19 protein-coding genes are annotated in these 18,146 nt (G+C 66.6%); 9 read left to right on the forward strand and 10 right to left on the reverse strand.

Going from position 1 to position 18,146, the window contains the following annotated elements:
• Nucleotides 1–90 precede the first annotated feature (90 nt).
• Nucleotides 91–480, reverse strand: a complete 390-nt coding sequence (locus LK539_RS23085; RefSeq protein WP_227803415.1) for a hypothetical protein — start codon at nucleotides 478–480, stop codon at nucleotides 91–93.
• A 275-nt stretch (nucleotides 481–755) separates the two neighbouring features.
• On the opposite strand from LK539_RS23085, the gene ompR reads away from it, so the two are divergent.
• The 3 genes from ompR to LK539_RS23100 are packed head-to-tail and all read left to right on the forward strand — an operon-like array spanning nucleotide 756 to nucleotide 3,452.
• Nucleotides 756–1,457, forward strand: a complete 702-nt coding sequence (gene ompR, locus LK539_RS23090) for a two-component system response regulator OmpR (RefSeq protein ID WP_051306146.1) — start codon at nucleotides 756–758, stop codon at nucleotides 1,455–1,457.
• Entirely contained in the window at nucleotides 1,457–2,824 is a 1,368-nt protein-coding gene (locus LK539_RS23095) for an ATP-binding protein (RefSeq protein WP_227803416.1), read from the forward strand. Before ompR ends, LK539_RS23095 begins: the two co-directional genes overlap by 1 nt.
• Before the next feature lie 10 nt (nucleotides 2,825–2,834).
• Complete coding sequence (locus LK539_RS23100) at nucleotides 2,835–3,452, forward strand: class I SAM-dependent methyltransferase (RefSeq protein ID WP_227803417.1); 618 nt, start codon at nucleotides 2,835–2,837, stop codon at nucleotides 3,450–3,452.
• On the opposite strand, the gene LK539_RS23105 is transcribed toward LK539_RS23100, so the two are convergent.
• Genes LK539_RS23105 through LK539_RS23115 form a run of 3 tightly spaced genes read right to left on the reverse strand, consistent with a single transcriptional unit; the run spans nucleotide 3,445 to nucleotide 5,805 of the window.
• Entirely contained in the window at nucleotides 3,445–4,845 is a 1,401-nt protein-coding gene (locus tag LK539_RS23105) for a TIGR01777 family oxidoreductase (RefSeq protein WP_227803418.1), read from the reverse strand. The genes LK539_RS23100 and LK539_RS23105 overlap by 8 nt on opposite strands.
• Nucleotides 4,846–4,855: 10 nt before the next feature.
• The gene (locus tag LK539_RS23110) at nucleotides 4,856–5,269 is read right to left on the reverse strand and encodes a thiol-disulfide oxidoreductase DCC family protein (RefSeq protein WP_227803419.1); all 414 of its coding nucleotides are present in this window, start codon (nucleotides 5,267–5,269) and stop codon (nucleotides 4,856–4,858) included.
• On the reverse strand, nucleotides 5,266–5,805 hold the full coding sequence (locus LK539_RS23115) for a GbsR/MarR family transcriptional regulator (protein ID WP_227803420.1): 540 nt from the start codon (nucleotides 5,803–5,805) through the stop codon (nucleotides 5,266–5,268). The genes LK539_RS23110 and LK539_RS23115 overlap by 4 nt, the downstream gene beginning before the upstream one ends.
• A 146-nt stretch (nucleotides 5,806–5,951) precedes the next feature.
• Here LK539_RS23115 and LK539_RS23120 point away from each other — a divergent pair, with 146 nt between their 5' ends.
• From LK539_RS23120 to LK539_RS23130, 3 genes are all read left to right on the forward strand, one after another.
• Nucleotides 5,952–6,929: a threo-3-hydroxy-L-aspartate ammonia-lyase gene (locus LK539_RS23120; protein ID WP_227803421.1), complete on the forward strand. Its 978-nt coding sequence runs from the start codon at nucleotides 5,952–5,954 to the stop codon at nucleotides 6,927–6,929.
• Complete coding sequence (locus LK539_RS23125; RefSeq protein WP_227803422.1) at nucleotides 6,929–7,303, forward strand: RidA family protein; 375 nt, start codon at nucleotides 6,929–6,931, stop codon at nucleotides 7,301–7,303. Before LK539_RS23120 ends, LK539_RS23125 begins: the two co-directional genes overlap by 1 nt.
• A 96-nt stretch (nucleotides 7,304–7,399) precedes the next feature.
• A complete protein-coding gene (locus tag LK539_RS23130; protein ID WP_227803423.1) occupies nucleotides 7,400–7,771 on the forward strand; it encodes a DUF4124 domain-containing protein in 372 nt (123 codons plus the stop codon).
• 14 nt (nucleotides 7,772–7,785) lie between these two features.
• Here LK539_RS23130 and LK539_RS23135 read toward each other — a convergent pair whose 3' ends face one another.
• The 4 genes from LK539_RS23135 to LK539_RS23150 all read right to left on the reverse strand — a co-directional run bounded on the left by LK539_RS23135 (nucleotide 7,786) and on the right by LK539_RS23150 (nucleotide 13,243).
• Nucleotides 7,786–10,734 (reverse strand): bifunctional diguanylate cyclase/phosphodiesterase, encoded by a 2,949-nt coding sequence (locus LK539_RS23135; RefSeq protein WP_227803424.1) that lies wholly within the window; start codon nucleotides 10,732–10,734, stop codon nucleotides 7,786–7,788.
• Nucleotides 10,735–10,832: 98 nt separating this feature from the next.
• Nucleotides 10,833–11,621, reverse strand: a complete 789-nt coding sequence (locus LK539_RS23140; protein WP_227803425.1) for a hypothetical protein — start codon at nucleotides 11,619–11,621, stop codon at nucleotides 10,833–10,835.
• Nucleotides 11,622–11,863: 242 nt separating this feature from the next.
• Nucleotides 11,864–12,712, reverse strand: a complete 849-nt coding sequence (locus LK539_RS23145) for a PhzF family phenazine biosynthesis protein (protein WP_227803426.1) — start codon at nucleotides 12,710–12,712, stop codon at nucleotides 11,864–11,866.
• Between the two features lie 69 nt (nucleotides 12,713–12,781).
• On the reverse strand, nucleotides 12,782–13,243 hold the full coding sequence (locus LK539_RS23150) for a VOC family protein (protein ID WP_227803427.1): 462 nt from the start codon (nucleotides 13,241–13,243) through the stop codon (nucleotides 12,782–12,784).
• Between the two features lie 155 nt (nucleotides 13,244–13,398).
• On the opposite strand from LK539_RS23150, the gene LK539_RS23155 reads away from it, so the two are divergent.
• Nucleotides 13,399–14,361: an IS1595 family transposase gene (locus LK539_RS23155; protein WP_307729134.1), complete on the forward strand. Its 963-nt coding sequence runs from the start codon at nucleotides 13,399–13,401 to the stop codon at nucleotides 14,359–14,361.
• A gap of 24 nt (nucleotides 14,362–14,385) precedes the next feature.
• Here LK539_RS23155 and LK539_RS23160 read toward each other — a convergent pair whose 3' ends face one another.
• On the reverse strand, nucleotides 14,386–15,282 hold the full coding sequence (locus tag LK539_RS23160) for a LysR family transcriptional regulator (protein WP_227803428.1): 897 nt from the start codon (nucleotides 15,280–15,282) through the stop codon (nucleotides 14,386–14,388).
• 105 nt (nucleotides 15,283–15,387) lie between these two features.
• Here LK539_RS23160 and LK539_RS23165 point away from each other — a divergent pair, with 105 nt between their 5' ends.
• Both LK539_RS23165 and dkgB read left to right on the forward strand, forming a co-directional pair.
• Nucleotides 15,388–16,593 (forward strand): MFS transporter, encoded by a 1,206-nt coding sequence (locus LK539_RS23165; protein ID WP_227803429.1) that lies wholly within the window; start codon nucleotides 15,388–15,390, stop codon nucleotides 16,591–16,593.
• Nucleotides 16,594–16,614: 21 nt separating this feature from the next.
• Nucleotides 16,615–17,415, forward strand: coding sequence for a 2,5-didehydrogluconate reductase DkgB (gene dkgB / locus LK539_RS23170; RefSeq protein ID WP_227803430.1), 801 nt, complete (start codon nucleotides 16,615–16,617; stop codon nucleotides 17,413–17,415).
• Nucleotides 17,416–17,418: 3 nt separating this feature from the next.
• On the opposite strand, the gene LK539_RS23175 is transcribed toward dkgB, so the two are convergent.
• Nucleotides 17,419–18,126, reverse strand: a complete 708-nt coding sequence (locus tag LK539_RS23175; protein WP_227803431.1) for a glutathione S-transferase — start codon at nucleotides 18,124–18,126, stop codon at nucleotides 17,419–17,421.
• Nucleotides 18,127–18,146 lie beyond the last annotated feature (20 nt).

Raw genomic sequence — 18,146 nt, forward strand, 5'->3', positions numbered from 1 at the left:
TTTCTTTAAAGAAACCTAGTTCGGGGAAGCAGGGTGTCAACGACAACGGCGCCCGCAGGCGCCGTCGATGGGGTGTGAAGCTCGCCGGGCTCAGCGGCGGCGTGCGTTCGGGTACAGGTCCACGCCCGCCTCGTTGATCTGGCGGCGCAGGTCGCGGCGCTCGTCGGGCGTCATGCGGCCGCCGCGGCGGTTTTCCTCGCGCTGCTGTCGCTCGATACGAGTCTGTTCGTCACGGCGCATGGCTTCCTCGCGCATCTGCATCTCGTAGGCGCGCTGGTCGTAGCGCGGCTCCTGCGCACGGCTGTCGAAGCGCTCGCGCATCGACTGCTGCTGCATCTCGTCGCGACGCGGACCACGATCCTGTCCGGCTGCCATGGCACCGGCGGCGGTGCAGGCCAGCATGCATGCCACGACACCGTGCCTGACGAAACGCGCCAGCCGGTCGTTTACTGCCTGGTTTTTGGTAAGCACGTTGTTCATGGTGTCCCTCTTCCGTGATGCCATATAAACAGATAAGCTGTGATTTCCAACTTGCCGCCAGTGTATGTGCATACCGTCCGGGGAGTAAGACCGATTGGGTAAAGTTTGTAACACAATGTAATGGCTGAGCCATCAGAACGAGATGTTCAACTAATAAGACGTTACCATAGCGACATGCTTCTGACAATTCTGGATTTCATATGAACGCGACGAACAACACAGGCACCGCCGGCAACGGCACTCCGGGTAACCAGGGCGGCCATTCCGCCAAGATCATGGTCGTGGACGACGACGTGCGCCTGCGCGATCTGCTGCGCCGCTACCTCACCGAACAGGGCTTCCAGGTAGTGACGGCGGAAAGCGCGCCGGCCATGAACAAGCTGTGGCTGCGCGAGCGCTACGACCTGCTGGTGCTGGACCTGATGCTCCCGGGAGAAGACGGCCTGTCGATCTGCCGCCGCCTGCGCGGCGCCGGCGACCAGACCCCGATCATCATGCTGACCGCCAAGGGCGAAGACGTGGACCGCATCGTCGGCCTCGAGATGGGCGCCGACGACTACCTGCCCAAGCCTTTCAACCCGCGCGAACTGGTGGCGCGCATCGGCGCGGTCCTGCGCCGCAAGGGCCCGGACGAGATTCCGGGCGCACCGAGCGAAACCCCGCAGACCTTCGAGTTCGGCGACTTCGTGCTCGACCTGGGCACCCGCACGCTCAAGAAGAACGGGGAGACCGTGCCCCTGACCACCGGCGAATTCTCGGTGCTGAAAGTATTCGCGCGCCATGCGCGCCAGCCGCTCTCGCGCGAAAAGCTGATGGAGCTCGCGCGCGGCCGCGAATACGAAGTGTTCGACCGCTCGCTGGACGTGCAGATCTCGCGCCTGCGCAAGCTGATCGAACCCGATCCTTCGAGCCCGCTGTACATCCAGACCGTCTGGGGCCTGGGCTACGTGTTCATCCCTGAAGGACAGCCGCGCTAGTGTTTGCCCCGTTCTCGGCGGCGCGCCGCGCCGCGCGTTTCGCCTGGTACCGCAGCGGTCTGTTCTGGCGCACCTTCCTGCTCATGTCGCTGCTCACCGCGGCTTCGATGGGCTCGTGGATCGGCATCATCAGCGCGTTCCAGCGCGGCCCGCAGGTGGAACAAACCGCCCAACTGGCGATATCGGCGGTCACCATTACCCGCGCCGCCCTGGTCCACTCGGCGCCCGCGCAACGGCGCGAACTGCTGCTCGAACTGGTCCTCAACGAAGGCATCCGCGTCCTGACGAAGAACGAGGACGACCTGGTCGAGCCGCCCACCAATCCCCTGATGCCGGAGATCTCGGCCATCGTGCGCGAGCGGCTGGGCAAGCAGACCCGCTTCTCGAGCGGCGTGAACGGGGTGCCGGGCTTCTACATCAGCTTCAACATCGACGAAGACGAATACTGGCTGATGCTCGAGCGCGAGCGCCTTTCCCCATCCGGAGTGCAGTGGCTCGGCTGGGCCACGCTGGTCGGCCTGCTGTCCCTGATCGGCGCAGCCTTCATCTCCTCGCTCGTCAACCGTCCGCTGGCGCGCCTGACGGCCGCGGCGCGCGCGATCGCCAAGGGCGAAAAGCCCGCGCCACTGCCCGAAAAAGGCTCGCAGGAGATCATCGAGGCCAACCGCAGCTTCAACCAGATGGTCGAAGACCTGGCCCAGGTCGAGAAGGACCGCGCCGTGATCCTGGCCGGCATCTCGCACGACCTGCGCACGCCGCTGGCGCGCATGCAGCTCGAAGTCGAGATGGCGCACTTGCCGCAGGATGCGCGCGAAGGCATCCAGTCCGACATCAACCAGATGGACGCCATCATCGGCCAGTTCCTCGACTACGCCAAGCCGACCGACGCCGCCACCTTTGTCGCGGTGAATCTATCCGAAATGCTGTCCGAGGTCGGGCGCGAAGCGGGCCGCATCCGCGACCTGCGGGTGCAGGTCGACCTGATGCCGGGCGTGCACGTGATGGGCAACGCGACCGACCTGCGGCGTGTGGTCAACAACATCATCGAGAACGCCCGCAAGTATGGCAAGACCCCTGGCCAGGACTACACCGAGATCGCGATCGTGTTGCGGGTCAAGGCGACCGGCCACGGACGGCGCGCGGTGATCGAGATCTGCGACCACGGCGTGGGCGTGCCGGAAGACCAGATCAACCAGCTGCTGAAACCCTTCACGCGCCTGGACAGCGCGCGCGGCCAGGCGAATGGTGCGGGCCTCGGCCTGGCGATCGTCGAGCGCGTGCTTACCCGCCACAATGCCGAGCTGACGGTCAGCAACCGCGAAGGCGGCGGCCTGCTGCTGCAACTGGCCTTGCCGCTGGCCGGGTGAGCATGCCGCGATGAGCGACACCGCCGCCGCCTACGACCTGCTTGCCGAGCGCTGGCTCGACGCGGCCTTCGACCCACTCAACGGCTTGGCGCAGCACGAACGCGCCCTCGCCTTCCTCGGCGATGGCAGCAGCGGCTGGGCCCTGAACGCCGGCTGCGGCTGCAATACTCGCTTCAACGCCGCGATGCGCCTGCATGGCCTGCAGCTCGAAGGAATTGATCTATCGGCGCGCATGCTGGCGCTGGCGGCCGAAGCCGATCCGGACATCGTGCTGCACCAGGCCGACCTCTGCGACTGGCAGCCGGCGCGTACCTACCGCTTCATCAGCGCCTGGGACAGCATCTGGCACGTGGGTCTTGGCCAGCAGCGCCCGCTGATGGAGAAGCTGCTGGGAGCGCTGGACGATGGCGGTGTCATGATCTTCAGCGCCGGCGGACTGGACGCGCCGGGCGAACACGTGGACGCGAGCATGGGTCCGCCGCTTCGCTACAGCACGCTCGGGATTCCCGGCCTGCTCGCGCTGCTCGCCGCTGCCGGATGCGCGCTGCGACACCTGGAATTCGACCAGTACCCGCAGAAGCACGTCTATCTCATCGCCCAGCGGCTGCCTCTCAAGGCGCCTACCTGAGGCTTTGCAGGGCCGATGCCAGCGTCGGATAGCGGAACACGAAGCCTTCCTGTTCCAGCCGCCGCGGCACCACGCGCTGGCCCTCCAGCAGCAGGTCGGCCTGCTCGCCCAGCGCCAGGCGCATCGGCCAGCCGGGCGTGGGCAGGAAGCTGGGACGGCGCCAGGTACGCGCCGCGATGCGGCTGAATTCCGCCTGGGTGACGGATTCGGGTGCGGTGAAATTGGTGGCGCCCGCCTCCGCCGCCGCTGTGTCCACGAGCGCCCGGCGCCAGCGATGGGCGATGGCGCGCAGCACGTCGTCCACATGGATCCACGACAGCCACTGGCGCCCGCTTCCCAGCCTGCCTCCGACGCCCAGCAGGATCGGCAGCAGCATCATGGGCAGCGCACCGCCCTTGCCGAGCACCAGGCCGAAGCGCATGCATTCGACCTGCACGCCATACCGGGTGGCCTCGCCCGCCGCTTCTTCCCACTCGCGGCACAGGTCGGACATGAATACCGGCTGCGGCGGCGCGTCTTCATCGAGCGCAGTCGCGTCGCCGATCTTCTGGATGCCGTAGTAGCCAATCGCGGAAGCGTTCAAGAGCAGGAAGGGCTTGTGCTCCGCGCTAGAAATCCAGCCGACGAGCTGGCGCGTGAGCGTGACGCGGCTGCGGCGCAGCGCTTCCTTGCGCGCCGCGCTCCAGCGTGGACCGAGGATGCGCGCGCCAGCCAGGTTAATGACGACGTCGACGCGGGTGGCCGGCGACAGCGCGTCCATGGACGCGATGCAGCGCACCTGGCCATCGAAAGTCCACGCGGCCTGCCCAGGCTGCCGGCTCAGCGCAATCACCTCGTGACCGTCACGCAGCAGCGCGCGCACCAGGTTCTGCCCGATGAAGCCGGTGGCGCCGGTCACCAGCACGGTGCGCTTTTGCGTGTCGAAGGAGGTCACCACTTCCGTGGCATCCTTGCGGCCGGCCCGGTCACGCTGCCACAAGTACAGGAGCGGCGGCACCAGCACCAGCAGCGCGAACAGGTCGATCCACAGGTGCGGCCACACGTTGGCGCGCAGCGAGACCAGGATGTCCTGCGGCGCCCACAACAGCAGCCCGGCCGCCATCCACAGCCAGACCTGCGGCTGGCGCAGGCGGTCCGCCAGGTGGATCAGGGCGATCATGAACAGCGCCATCAGCTGCACGGTCGGCCCGAACAGCGAGATCCACCATACCTGCAAGCCACGCGCCTCGAGCGGCGCGCCGGCCTGCCAGAAGGCGTTCTCGATGCCGCCGTGGTAGCCGCCGAAGACCTGGGCGCCGGCAAACCAGGGCAACAGCGCCCCGACCAGCACGTGCCCTGCGGCGACCGCGTACAGCCAGCGGATGGTCCAGCTGCGTAGCGCATTGTCGTTCATCGTGTTCCCCTTATTTCATGAATGGATTGCCGACGCTGCACACACCGTCCTCGCACCTGGCCGGCAGGCGCAGACCCAGGCGGCGCGAGATCGCGTAGCGGTGGCGCGCGAACCAGCGGTAGGCGCTGGCAAGCAGCGGACGCAGCGCGCGCACGCGCAGCGGCCACACCATCCAGCCGCGCCCGGCGAGGGTGTAGGCGGCGAGCATGCAGTCGATGCCGACCAGGACCTCCCCCGCCCGCGTCATGCCGTGCAGTTCACGGTTCAGCGCCGCCATGCCGGCGCCCAGCGGCGAGGGGTCGAAGCCGGGCTGCGCGATGTCGACGAAGGCGAGTTGCCGCTTACGGTCCCAGTCGTGCAGCCGGCGCATGCTGCCCACGCAGAAGGGGCAACGGCCGTCGTAATAGAGGGTCAGGTCGCTCATGGCTTTTCCTTGCCGGCCGGGAGGAAGCGCGCCAGCGCGCCGCCCATCGCAAGCATGCGCTGCAGGGTCTGCGGCGGCAGGTGCTGGTAGTCCTGGAAGGTGGTGCTGAGCATCTCGAGGAACTCGAGCACGGTCTGCATGCGCGCCAGGGTCGCGCCATCGAGTTCCTTGTCTTCTTCGCCTTCGATGGCGCACTCGCGCAGCACGCTCAGGGTAGGATCGATTTCGCGGCGCTTCCTCTCTTCCAGGATGACCCGGAAGATTTCCCACACGTCCTGCAGGGCCTGGAAATGGTCTCGCCGGTCGCCCAGCACGTGGGTCACGCGCACCAGCTTCCAGCTCTGCAGCTCCTTGAGGCTGTTGCTGACGTTGGAGCGCGCTACGCCGAGCGTGTCGACGATGTCGTCGGCGGTCAGGGGGCGCTCGGCCAGATAGAGCAGCGCATGGATCTGCGCCACGGTGCGGTTGACGCCCCAGCGGGTGCCCATTTCGCCCCAGTGCAGGACGAATTTCTGTGCGGTCGGACTCAGGCTCATGATTTTCTCTTATTTCTGTGATTACAGAAATTAAAGAACAAAATGAAGAAAAACGCAAGCGCGCGTTTGATTCCATGCGGGGAGGATGGACCGTGGGCGTCCCGCGGTTCGCTATACTGTCGGCTTTCGACTTTCGCGAGCCCGCCATGACCCAATCCGCCGCCCTCTCCTACCGTGACGTCGAACTGGCCGCCGAGCGCCTCCTTGGCGCTGCGCACCGCACGCCGGTGCTGACCTCGACCACGGCCAACAAACTGTCCGGCGGCACGCTGTTCTTCAAGTGCGAGAACTACCAGCGCATGGGTGCGTTCAAGTTCCGCGGTGCGTACAACGCGATCGCGAAGTTCGACGATGCCCAGCGCGCCGCCGGCGTGCTGACCTTTTCGTCGGGCAACCACGCGCAGGCGATTGCCCTGTCGGCGAAGCTGGCCGGCATCAAGTCGACCATCATCATGCCGCAGGACGCGCCGGCCCTGAAGGTCAAGGCGACCAAGGAATACGGCGGCGAAGTCATCACCTACGACCGCTATACCGAGAATCGCGAAGAGATCGGACGCCGCATCTCTACAGAGCGCGGCATGACCCTGATTCCGCCCTACGACCATCCCGATGTGATCGCCGGCCAGGGCACGGCGGCCAAGGAACTGTTCGAGGAAGTCGGCGAGCTCGACATCCTGCTGGTGTGCCTGGGCGGCGGCGGCCTGCTGGCCGGCTGCGCACTGGCCGCGCGCGCACTGTCGCCGAATTGCAAGGTGATCGGCGTCGAGCCGGAAGCCGGCAACGATGGCCAGCAGTCATTGCGCAAGGGTGAAATCGTGCACATCGCCGTGCCCAAGACCATCGCCGACGGCGCCATGGTGACCCACATCGGCGAACACAACTTCGACGTCATCCGCCGCGCCGTGGACGACATCGTTACCGTCAGCGACACCCAGCTGGTGCAGACCATGGCCTTCTTTGCCGAGCGCATGAAGATGGTGGTCGAGCCGACCGGCTGCCTGGCGGCGGCTGCGGCCCTGCACGGCGTGGTGGACGTCAAGGGCAAACGCGTCGGCATCCTGATTAGCGGCGGCAACGTCGACCTGTCGCGCTTCGCCGAACTGATGCAGACCCTGGACGCCTGATGGACTTCATCCAGTCGCCCGAGCTGCCTGCGCCTGCCGGGCATTATTCACAGGCCGTCGTCACGCGCGGCGGCCTGGTCTTCGTGTCGGGCGTATTGCCGGCACGCGACCTGGCCGATGCCTCGTTCGAGGCCCAATGCGCCTCGGTATTCGACCAGTGCGAAAAGATCCTGCGCACGGCCGGCTGCGGCTTGCATGACGTGGTGCAATGCACGGCCTACCTGGCGGGCGTCGAGTTGTGGCCTGCGTTCAATACCGCGTATGCCGGCGTGTTCGGCGAGCACCGGCCGGCGCGCGCCGTGGTGCCGGTCCCTGGCCTGCATTACGGTTTCCTGGTGGAAGTGCAGCTGGTGGCGGAACGGCCGCACGGCTGAGAGATTCCCGTGCGCATGGCGCGCACGCGTGAGCCAGCGAACAGAAGCGTGTAAGACGGATTCGGACAATGGAGGCTCCAGTACAAGGAGTCGACCATGAAGCGTCACCTCTGTCTCAGCATCCTCATCGCGGCAATGGCCGCGCCTGTTGCCCATGCCGGTTCGGACATCGTCAAATGCGTTGATGGCGCCGGCCGCGTCACCCTGACCGACCAGCCCTGCGACAGCGGCATGACCATGGTGCGCCTGGCGAGTTCGCCGGCGGACGAAGGCATCACGCGCGCAGACCCGTATCCACTTGCCACCGAACATGGCACCCTGCCGCCGCCACCCGTCCAGCGCCGCCAGCTGCTACCGCGCGTCAAGGCCAAGCCGATGATGCGCGACGTGGCCACGCTCAAGGCAGCGCGGGCGCAGTTCCTGTTGATGGATGCGGGGGCCAGGCGCACCCTGGCGACGCTGGACTAAGCGCGCCCGGCTTTTCAGTGCACGTCCCGCAAGCGCGTCACACTCGCCAGATGCAGCTGTGACGGCGACTCCAGCAGCCTGAGCAGTTCCAGCACATCCGGATGCGTGATGAAGTCCGCAGCCGAGCGCGCTTCCAGCATGCGTTCCGGCGGCTGCGAGCGGGCCACGGCCCAGCCCTGCACGTAATCCACGCCGATCTCCGCCAGCGTCTGCACGGTGGCCGCGTCTTCAGCCCATTCCGCGATCGTCTTCATGCCCAGGTTGCCCGCCAGGCTGACGATCGCTTCCACGATCGCAACATTGGCCGGGTGCGCATTGATGTTCACGATGAAATTACCGTCGATCTTGAGCACGTCGGCCGGCAGTTCCTTCAGGTAAGAGAACGAGGTGTAGCCTGCCCCGAAGTCGTCCAGCGCCACTTTCACGCCGAAGCTGCGCACCTGGTCGATGAAGCGGCGCGTGTTGTTGAGGTCGTGCAGGGCGACGCTCTCGGTGATCTCCAGGCACAGGCGGCTGGCCACGTGCACGTAGCGCCCCAGGATGTCGAAGGTGTCCTGCACGAAACGCTCGTCGTTGAGCGAGGCGCCCGACAGGTTCATGCACACGAAGCGAGTATTGACCAGTTGCTCGGCGTGCTCGGCGATCCAGGCCAGCGTGGTGTTCAGCACCCAGCGGTCGATCATGCTCGCGCGTCCGCTCTTCTCGGCCGCCGAGATCACGGCGCCTGCCGGCACCACGCGGCCATCCGGCTCGCGCATGCGCAGCAGCACTTCGAAATTCAGCGATTCGCGCGGGCTGGCCAGGGACATGATCGGCTGCATCTCGAGCAGCAGGCCATCGGTGGCGTTCGGGCCGGAGAGGCGCGCCACCATGTCGAGCTCGGCCGCGCGCTGGCGGAAGGCTTCGGCGCCGCGCTCGTACACCACCAGGCCCTCGCCTGCCCCTTGCTTGGCTTCGCGGCAGGCACGGTCGGCAGTCGAGACCGCATCCTTCATGGCCATGCCCGGCGTGACTTCGATCAGGCCGACCGAACCGCGCACGTGGAAGGCCTTGTCGCCCACGCGGTAGGGCGTATTGCCGAGGCGGTCGACGATGCCGCGGCAAATGATCGAGGCCAGCGGAATCGCCGTTTCCGGCATCAGGACCACGAATTCGTCGCCGCCCACGCGGCCGATCTGCTGGCCGCCGGCCAGCATGGTGGCCATGCGCTCGCACACCTGCTTGAGCACTTCGTCGCCGGCGGCGTGGCCGAACAGGTCGTTGATCAGCTTGAAGCGGTCGAGGTCGACGTAGGCCAGGGCCATCGGCTTGCCGGCGCCCATGCCACCGGCGGCCAGGGCGAATTCGCGCTCGATGCCGCGGCGGTTGAAGACCTTGGTCAGCGGGTCGTTGTTGGCCATGAACTGCAGCTGCTCGGTGGCCTTGTGTTTCTCGGTGGTGTCCTGCAGCACGCCCTCGATGCGGGAACGCGCCAGCGTGGCGCTGACCAGGAAGCGCTGGCTGCCGTCGCGGCTGGTCAGCTCCATCTCGGCCTCGGCCTTCGCATGCACCTGCTCGTGCAGTTCGGTCCAGGTGCTTTCGGTGAAGAACTGGCGCCACGCGGTGCGGCCCGGCACGAAGCTGGCAATGCCCAGCATCTTTTGCAGCGCCGGATTGACGCTCAGGAAGTGACCGACCATGTCGAGCGTGAACAGGCCCACCGGCATGGCCTGGTAGGCGTGCTCCAGCTGCTGCTGGGCTTCCTCGCGCTGCACGGTCTCGACCCGCATCTGCTCGGCCACGGCCAGCGCCGCCAGCAGGCTCGAAGCCAGCGCGGCGGTGACGCTGTTGATCACGCCCAGCAGCTCGCGCATGCCGAGCGCCGCCGAGGCGACCTCGGCGATGGTGGCAAGGAAGCTGACCGCGAACGAGGCGGCAAACCAGGACGCAACGCGGTTGCGCGATTCCGCGATGATCTTGAACAGGCCCACCGTCATCACCGACAGGCAGCACACGGTGATGCCCCACAGCAGCGGCAGGTACATGCCGTAAGGCAGCAGGATGGCGGCGGCCAGCATCGGCATGCACAGCCACTGCATGACGCGGAACGGCAGCACGTAGCGCAGCGCCGCAATGTTTTCCTTCAGCAGCGCCTGGTACAGGGTCAGGGTGGCGATGCCGTACAGGGTGATGCCCACCGAACGGCTCAGCAGCAGCCAGTCGGAAGGAATAGTCTGGCCCAGCCACTGGATGTCCCAGCCGGCCGACAGCGCGGCCACGCGCAGGTTCAGCACCAGCCAGCCGGCGAACAGCACGTACATCGGCTGGCGGTTGATCAGGGCCGTGATCAGGATGAAGATGGCCAGCACCACCATGCCGCCGTCGAGCAGGCCCGACTTGCGGTGGTACTGCTCGACCGACAGCTCGTACTGGTCGGCCGGCCATTGCAGCACCGACAGGCGCGCCGGACCGGCAAAGCTTGCCCGGCACAGCAGTTCGGTCGGCAACTGTGCCAGCTTCAGGGCAAAGCCGGCCTTGGACCCTTCGATCGATCCGGTGCCGGACCCACGGATGGCGGCGCCCAGCGGCGCCAGGCTGACGGCATCCCAGCAGGCCACGTCGATCGCATGGCGCGACGGGAATTCGATCACCTGGCTGCCCGCGCGCGGCATCGGCTCGAAGACGAACCAGACCGGGTCTTCGGACAGGCGGGTGTCATGGGAGGTGACGAGGCCGGCCGCGCGGGCGCGCGCCAGCGCGGCGCCGGGGACGAGATTCGCTTCCTGCTGGACAGTGACGTGCATCGACAGCGGCACGTCGCCGACGGTGCGGTACTGGTCGTGCCAGAACACCAGTGCGATCAGGGAAACGAGCCCGATCCCGAGCGGAATCAGGTAATACGAGAACAACTTCAACACCTGCTCCACCACCGCGTGCGCGGCGGCCAGGAGCGAAGAACGACGTTGTGGTGTTGGAATGGGCATAGGCTGGATCGATGCGGTCGGAAGCGCCAGCCGCAAAAGGCGGGCGCATCAAGGCGCAAGGATACAGCTTTAAAGTGATGCCGTCATGCAATATTTGGTCAGATGGCCACGAATTCGCGCGGCTGCAACGCCAAATTCTTTATTTGCCTCGCATACGCGATCCTGGCCAGGAGCGGCGGGGTCGCCGGTCCGACATCGATATCCGGGTGGTGGGTATCGAAGAAGAACTTGACCAGCGGATGGCCGGCGTCGCGGTAGCGCTGCTCGAAACTGGCGATCTCGAAGGCCATGACGCGGTGCGGCAGGTTGCCGACATGGCGCAGCGGGATCGCGCCCTGCCCCGGGAACACGTCGGCAAACAACAGCTGTTCATATTGGCGGTCGACCGGCGGGCGGCCGGTGGCCACTGAATAATCGATGGCATTGTCTTCGCAGTACATGAAGCAGGCCTTGATCAGCGCCAGCTTGACCACGCGGCCGACCCGGCCCTCGTCGATGCCGAGGCGCGTCGCTTCGACCAGGCGGCGGCCCTGCAGCCAGTCCGGCAATGCGACCGATTCCTCGACGCCCAGTGGACGATGCAGGTTGGTGCGGATACGCGTGCTGCCGATCGGCGTGCCGTCCAGCTTCGACTCGGCCAGCAGCACGATGCTGTCGTCTTCATAGTCGGCCGCTTCGGGCAGGGCCAGCGAGCGCGCGAATTCCGGCACATGGCGCGCGTAGGCGGCGTGGCGGATGTTGACGGCCTTGAGCAGGTCGGCCTCGGTTTCCACCCGGCGAACGGTGAACGGCAGGCGCTCGATGAAGCGCGCTGCGGCACGCGCTTCACGAGCAAGGCGTGCCGAGTTGCCGGCGGGGTGAGACACGACTGGATCGAATAGCGACATGAAGAACTCCGGATTGAGATTGTGAAACAGAACTTGTCTGAATCAAATTATCAATCTGTTCAGCAACAATCTAATTGCTGAGCTGAAGTGCTTTCTTGCCTCTATTTTTCCTACAGAACTGAAAGACTAGTCCTACAACTGGAGCACGCTCGTACTTAACAATGTCTTCACAATCCGGTCGAGCCATGTCATCAGCCTGTCATACCAAACTATCAGGTGCGGCTGGACCAGCAACCAGCGGTCTACATCACGCGGGCGCTGCCGGAGACCCGGATCGAACTGCCGGGCTCGTCTCCGATCTCGGCGCTCAGGCGCGAGCGCATGCCCATGTCCTCGCCCTGCACCACCTCGATGCGTCCGCCGTGCGGCCAGCCGAGGTCGCGCAGATAGCCCGCCAGCGCAGCGGTGCCGGCGCCGGTGGCCGGGTCTTCCAGTACCCCGCCCGAGGCGAACGGATTGCGGGTATGGAACAGCTGCGGGTGTTCGGCCAGGGCCAGCACGACGGTCACGATGCCGTGCTCGTTCATCAGGCGCCGTCCGGCGTCCAGCTCGTAGGACATGCGCGCCAGGGCGGCGCGGCTGTTCAGCGCCAGCACCAGGTGGTCGGCGCCGCCGTGGGCCAGGGCCGGCGGGATGCGCTCGTCGAGGTCGGCGCGGGTATAGCCGAACAGCGCGAGGAAGGCCTCGACCAGGGCGGCGGGCGCGGCTGCGCTGCGGGTCGGCGGCGACTGCAGGCTGGCGGCCACCCGTTCGCCATCCTTCCTGCCCTCGACCGAGATCGCGGCCGCGTTCAGCGCCAGCGCATAGCGCCCGTCGCCGAAGCGGCGCGCCAGCGCCGCGCCCAGCGCGATGGTGGCATGGCCGCAGAAGGGCACCTCGGATTCGGGCGAAAAATAGCGCGCGCGCCAGGCCTGGTGCTGGCCGGCGGGTTCGGGCGCAGCAAACACCGTCTCGGAAAAGCCGATCGCCTGCGCCAGCGCCGCCATCTCGGTGGCGGGCGGCAGCGCCGCGCCGATCCAGACGCCGGCCGGGTTGCCGCCCTGGTCGCCGTCGGAAAAGGCTGCGATGCGCAAAATGTCGGATGGATGCATGGCGGTCTTCACTTCAATGAGGAGAAACCGCCATCATAATGCGCTCCGGCAGCGCCTGCCCGCTTCTGCCTACGGACAGCCCTGTTGCATCGCCGCCGCCATCTCCTCTGGCGAGACGTCGCGGATGTGGGTAGCCATCGACCAGCGGTGCCCGAAGGGGTCTTCGACCACGCCGTAGCGGTCGCCCCAGAACATGTCGGCGGGCGCCATGCGCGCGACCGCGCCCGCCTCCACCGCCCGCTCGAAGGCGCTGTCCACATCGGGTACAGCCAAGTGAATGGTCACCGGGGTGCCGCCCAGCGCGGCAGGGCCGGTGGCGTCCCAGTCAGGAAACTCGTCCATCAGCATCAGCATCGAGTCGCCGATGCGTACGGCGGCATGGGCCAGCTTGCCGCCGGGGCCGGGCAGGCGCATGACCTCGACGGCGCCGAAGGCGCGGCCATAGAAGGCGATGGCGTCGGCCGCGCCGGCGCAAACCAGGTGAGGCGTGATGGTGTGCATGCCGTCTTCGACGGGCTTGGTGGCGTTCATGGTGGTCTCCTCGGTTTTGGACAAGCGTACTGACACTAGTCCTATCCGAAGGTTCAGCCCATCTCCAAAAAGCATGGCGCTGTCACCGCTGAGTGTGGAAATTGAACTGCTGAGCTGAGCGCGTGTCCAAGCTGGGTCGATAACCAGGAGGGACCATGAATGCCGCCGGCTTTCGTCGTCTGCTGCAACAGGCTGGCTTGCTCAGCCGCCAGCAACGATCGGTGCTGATCGAATCCTTGCGCCCGGCGCTTGGCCTGGATCAGGTGTGCGAAGCCATTGATGGCGCCCGGCCTGCTCCCCTGTGCTGCCCCGCCTGTAGCAGCATCCACCACTATCGCCATGGCATCGTCCGGGGCTTGCAGCGCTACCGCTGCCGTTCTTGCGGCCGTACCTTCAGTGCCCTGACTGGCACGCCCCTCGCCAGGCTGCGCCACCGATCCAAATGGCTCGACTACCTCAGGGACATGCTCGACTCGCGCAGCGTGCGCGCGGCAGCGAAGCGCGTTGGCGTGCATCGCAACACCAGTTTTCGCTGGCGCCACCGCTTTCTGGACGGGGTACGGCTCGACCAGCCCGAGCTCCTCATCGGCATCGCAGAAGCAGACGAGATGTTCATCCTCGAATCACAAAAGGGATCGCGCCGCCTGGATCGGCCGGCCCGCAAGCGTGGGGGCCATGCCCGTACCCGAGGCATCAGCCGCGAACATGACTGCATCCTTGTTGCCCGCGACCGCGGCGGCCAGACCTGCTCGTGCGTGACCGGACGGGCTGCCGTCACGGCTAGACAGCTGCACCGGCACCTGCTGCCCGTGCTCGACCCCGACGTGCTGTTGGTGACCGACGCGCATGTTGCATACCGGACCTTCGCGCGCGAGGCTGGGATTGCGCATGCGTTTGTCAACCTGCGGACGGGTGAGCGCATGCGCGGCGCCGTGCACGTCCAGAACGTCAACGCTTACCACCAGCGCCTGCGCGGCTGGCTGTCGCGCTTTCACGGCGTTGCTTCGCGCTATCTGCCGAATTACCTTGGTTGGCGCTGGGTGCTGGATGAAGACCGGATTAACGGCCCCGAGCACCTGCTGCAGACGGCAATCGCCGTTTTCCACATCCAACGATGACAGCGCCAAAAGCATGCGCTCGCGCTAGCTGTCGAGTACGTCCTTCAAGCGGCGCGCGAGGAAGTCCACCAGGGCCGCCACCCGCGGCGCCAGCGATCCCTGCTTGTAGAACACGGCCCACACTGGCTGGGTCCACGGCAGCGTGGCGTCTTCCAGTACCGGAACCAGGCGGCCCGCCTCCACGTCGGCGCGCGTGAGGAAGTGCGACAGCGAGGCCAGGCCTGCGCCGGCCAGCGCCAGGTGGCGCACCGTTTCGCCGCTCGAGGCCGTGACCGCGGGCGTCACCGTCCAGCCCTCCCCGCCCGCGTGGCGCAAGGGCCAGGTATTCAGGGTCGCGGGCGCCGTGAAGCCGAGCGTGCGATGCGCCTTGAGCGCCTCGACGCTTTCCGGCGCCCTGTGCCTCTCGATGTACGCGGGCGCGGCCAGTACGCGCAGGCGGCTCGCGCCGAGGCGGCGCGCATTCAGGGTCGAATCGGGCAGCGCGCCGATGCGGATCGCCAGGTCGGCGCGCTCCTCGATCAGGTCGACATAGGTTTCGCCGCTGACCAGTTCCAGCTGTACCAGGGGGTAGGCGTCCTGGAATTCCGGCACCAGAGGCGCCAGCAAATGGTCGAGCGCGGGCGTGGCGGCGTTCACCCGCACCAGGCCGGAAGGCTGCGAGCGGCGCGCCGCCGCTTCCGCTTCCGTATTGGCCAGTTCGGCCAGCAGGCTGCGCGCCCGCCCCAGCAGCCAGCTCCCCTCCTCGGTCAGCTGCAGGCGCCGCGTCGTGCGGTGCATCAGCGTCATGCCGAGCGCGTCCTCGAGCCGCGAAATGGTACGCGACACGCCCGAAGGCGTCTGGCCGAGGCGCTCGGCGGCGCGCGAGAACGAGCCCATATCTATGACGGTAGAAAATGCAATCAGTGCCTCTACGTCGATCATTCGTGACTCCACGTCAAAAGTAAATTGTACGTCAAGGCATTTTTCCATGCGGGCGGAACGCGCACACTGCCGGTCTGGATCAATCCGGCATAAAAGGAGAACCCCATGCCACTCGCTCTCTGGGCGCTCACGCTGAGCGCCTTCGCCATCGGCACGACGGAATTCGTGATCGTCGGCCTCATTCCCACCATCGCGGCCAGCCTGCAGGTATCGGTGCCCTCGGCCGGCCTGCTGGTCAGCCTGTATGCGCTCGGCGTGGCGGTCGGTGCGCCGGTACTGACCGCGCTCACCGGGCGCGTGCCGCGCAAGCAGCTGCTGCTCGGCCTGATGCTGCTATTCACCATCGGCAACCTGGTCGCCTGGATGGCGCCCGGCTATGCCGCCCTGATGGCGGCGCGCGTGCTCACCGGCCTGGCCCACGGTGTTTTCTTCTCGATCGGTTCGACCATCGCCACCGGCCTGGTGCCGAAGGAAAAGGCGGCCAGCGCGATCGCGCTGATGTTCACCGGCCTGACCGTGGCCCTGGTCACCGGCGTGCCGCTCGGGACCTTCATCGGCCAGCACTTCGGCTGGCAGGCGACCTTCCTCGCGGTGTCGCTGCTGGGGGTGGTGGCCTTTGTGGGCAGCTGGATCCTGGTGCCGTCCCACATTGCGGGCAGCAAACCATCGAGCCTGCTGACCCAGCTTGCGGTCCTCAGGAAGCCTCGCCTGCTGCTGGTGTACGCGATGACCACGCTGGGTTACGGCGGTTCCTTCATCGCCTTTACTTACCTGGCGCCGCTGCTGCAGGAAGTCTCGGGTTTCAAGGCGTCGAGCGTGAGCCTGGTGATGCTGGTCTACGGCGTCTCGGTCGCGGCCGGCAATATCTGGGGCGGCAAGCTGGCCGATCGCAAGGGACCGCTGCCGGCGCTGCAGATCGTGTTCGCGCTGCTCGCGCTGGTGCTGCTGGCGCTTGTCTTCACCGCACCCAACAAGTGGCTGGTCCTGGGCACCGTGCTGGCCTGGGGTGCAGTCGCCTTCGGCAACGTGCCGGGCCTGCAAGTCTACGTGGTGCAACGCGCCGAGCGGGATGCGCCGCAGGCGGTGGACGTCGCCTCGGGCCTGAACATCGCCGCCTTCAATGTCGGCATCGCGCTGGGCGCCTGGGGCGGCGGCCTGATCGTCGCCAGGCTCGGACTGATGGCCACGCCCTGGATCGGCGCCCTGATCGTCGCCGGCGCGTTGGCCCTCACTACCCTTGCCCGTTACCTGGATCGGCGCGACGGCCTGCCCGCCAAAGCCTTCGCCCCGACCGCCGTCGTCACTCACTAATCTTCTCGACAAGGAAATTTCATGCACATGCCACAATTCGGCCTCGGCACTTTCCGCCTGCAGGGCCAGCAGGCCATCGACTCGGTCCGCGATGGACTCGCACTGGGCTACCGCCACATCGACACCGCCCAGATCTACGGCAACGAAGCGGAGGTCGGCCTCGCGCTGGCCGACGCCAGGGTCGCGCGCGGCGAGGTCTTCGTCACCACCAAGATCTGGACGGAGAACCTCGGCGCCGACCGCCTGGCGTCAAGCCTCGAAGAGAGCCTGCGCAAGCTGCGCCTTGAACAGGTCGACCTGACGCTGATCCACTGGCCTTCGCCCGGAGAGGCGGTGCCGGTGGCGGAATCGATGCAGGCCCTGCTCGCGGCGCGCGACGCGGGGCTCACCAGGGCGATCGGCATCTCCAACTTCCCGGTAGCGCTCATGCGCGAAGCGATCGCCGCGGTGGGCGCGCACAACATCGCCACCAATCAGGTCGAGCTGCACCCCTATCTGCAGAATCGCAAGCTGGCCGCGTTCGCGCACGCAGCGGGCATCCACGTCACGGCCTATATGCCGCTTGCCTACGGCAAGGTGATGCTTGACCCGGTGATCGGCGCGATTGCCGCACGCCTGGGCGCGACGCCGGCCCAGGTGAGCCTGGCCTGGCTGATGGCCAAGGGATACGCCGTGATTCCGTCCTCGACCAGGCGCGCCAACCTGGAGAGCAACCTGAGGGCGCCCAGCCTCGTGCTGGAACGGGAGGACATTGCCGCGATCGATACGCTGGACCGAGGCGAACGGCTGGTCAGCCCCGAGTTCGCACCGGAATGGGACTGAGCGCTATTCGTCCAGCTCGGGATAGTGGCGGAAGATCCCGTTCTGGTTGAACGGGATGCGCCGCGGCGAAGCCAGGTAGGCCGCGATGTTGGGACGCGCCGCCACCCGGTCGCGCAGGGCGCCAAGTGCCGGGTAGTCGCCTTCGAGGCGCTTCATCGCGTTCGGGAAGGCATAGCGCAGGCCCTCGATCACCTGGAACAGCGACAGGTCGGCATAGGTCGGCTTGTCGCCCACCAGCCAATCGCGCGGCTCGGGGTTGCTCAGCAGGCGCGAGAAGTAGCCGAAGAACTTGGGCAGGCGCGTCTCGATGAAGTCGGCGGCGCGGCGCTGCGCTTCCGGCTTCTGGTCTTCGTAGTAGAGCGAGGTGGCGATCGGGTGGTGGGTGTCGTGGATCTCGGTGACCAGGTCGGCGATGGTCAGCTGGAGCTGGTGGGTCCAGAGACGGCCGGCCTCGATGCGTGGCGCCAGGCCGTGCTGTTCGCCCAAATACAACAGGATGTTGGCGACCTGGCCGATCGTCAGCTCGCCCGCGCGCAGGAAAGGCGGCGCGAACGAAGGATGCGCTTCCGTTTCCAGGGCCGACATGAGCAGGTCCATGCCGCCTTCGCGGCGCGCCACGTCCACATAGTCGGCTCCGGCTTCTTCCAGGGCAAGCCGGACGAACTCCCCGCGTCCCTGGATACCCGGCCAGTAAAAAAGTTCATACGCCATCTTGCACCTCCGGTCTGCTT

This window comes from Massilia sp. IC2-476, assembly GCF_020707295.1.
Lineage (GTDB): Bacteria > Pseudomonadota > Gammaproteobacteria > Burkholderiales > Burkholderiaceae_D > Telluria.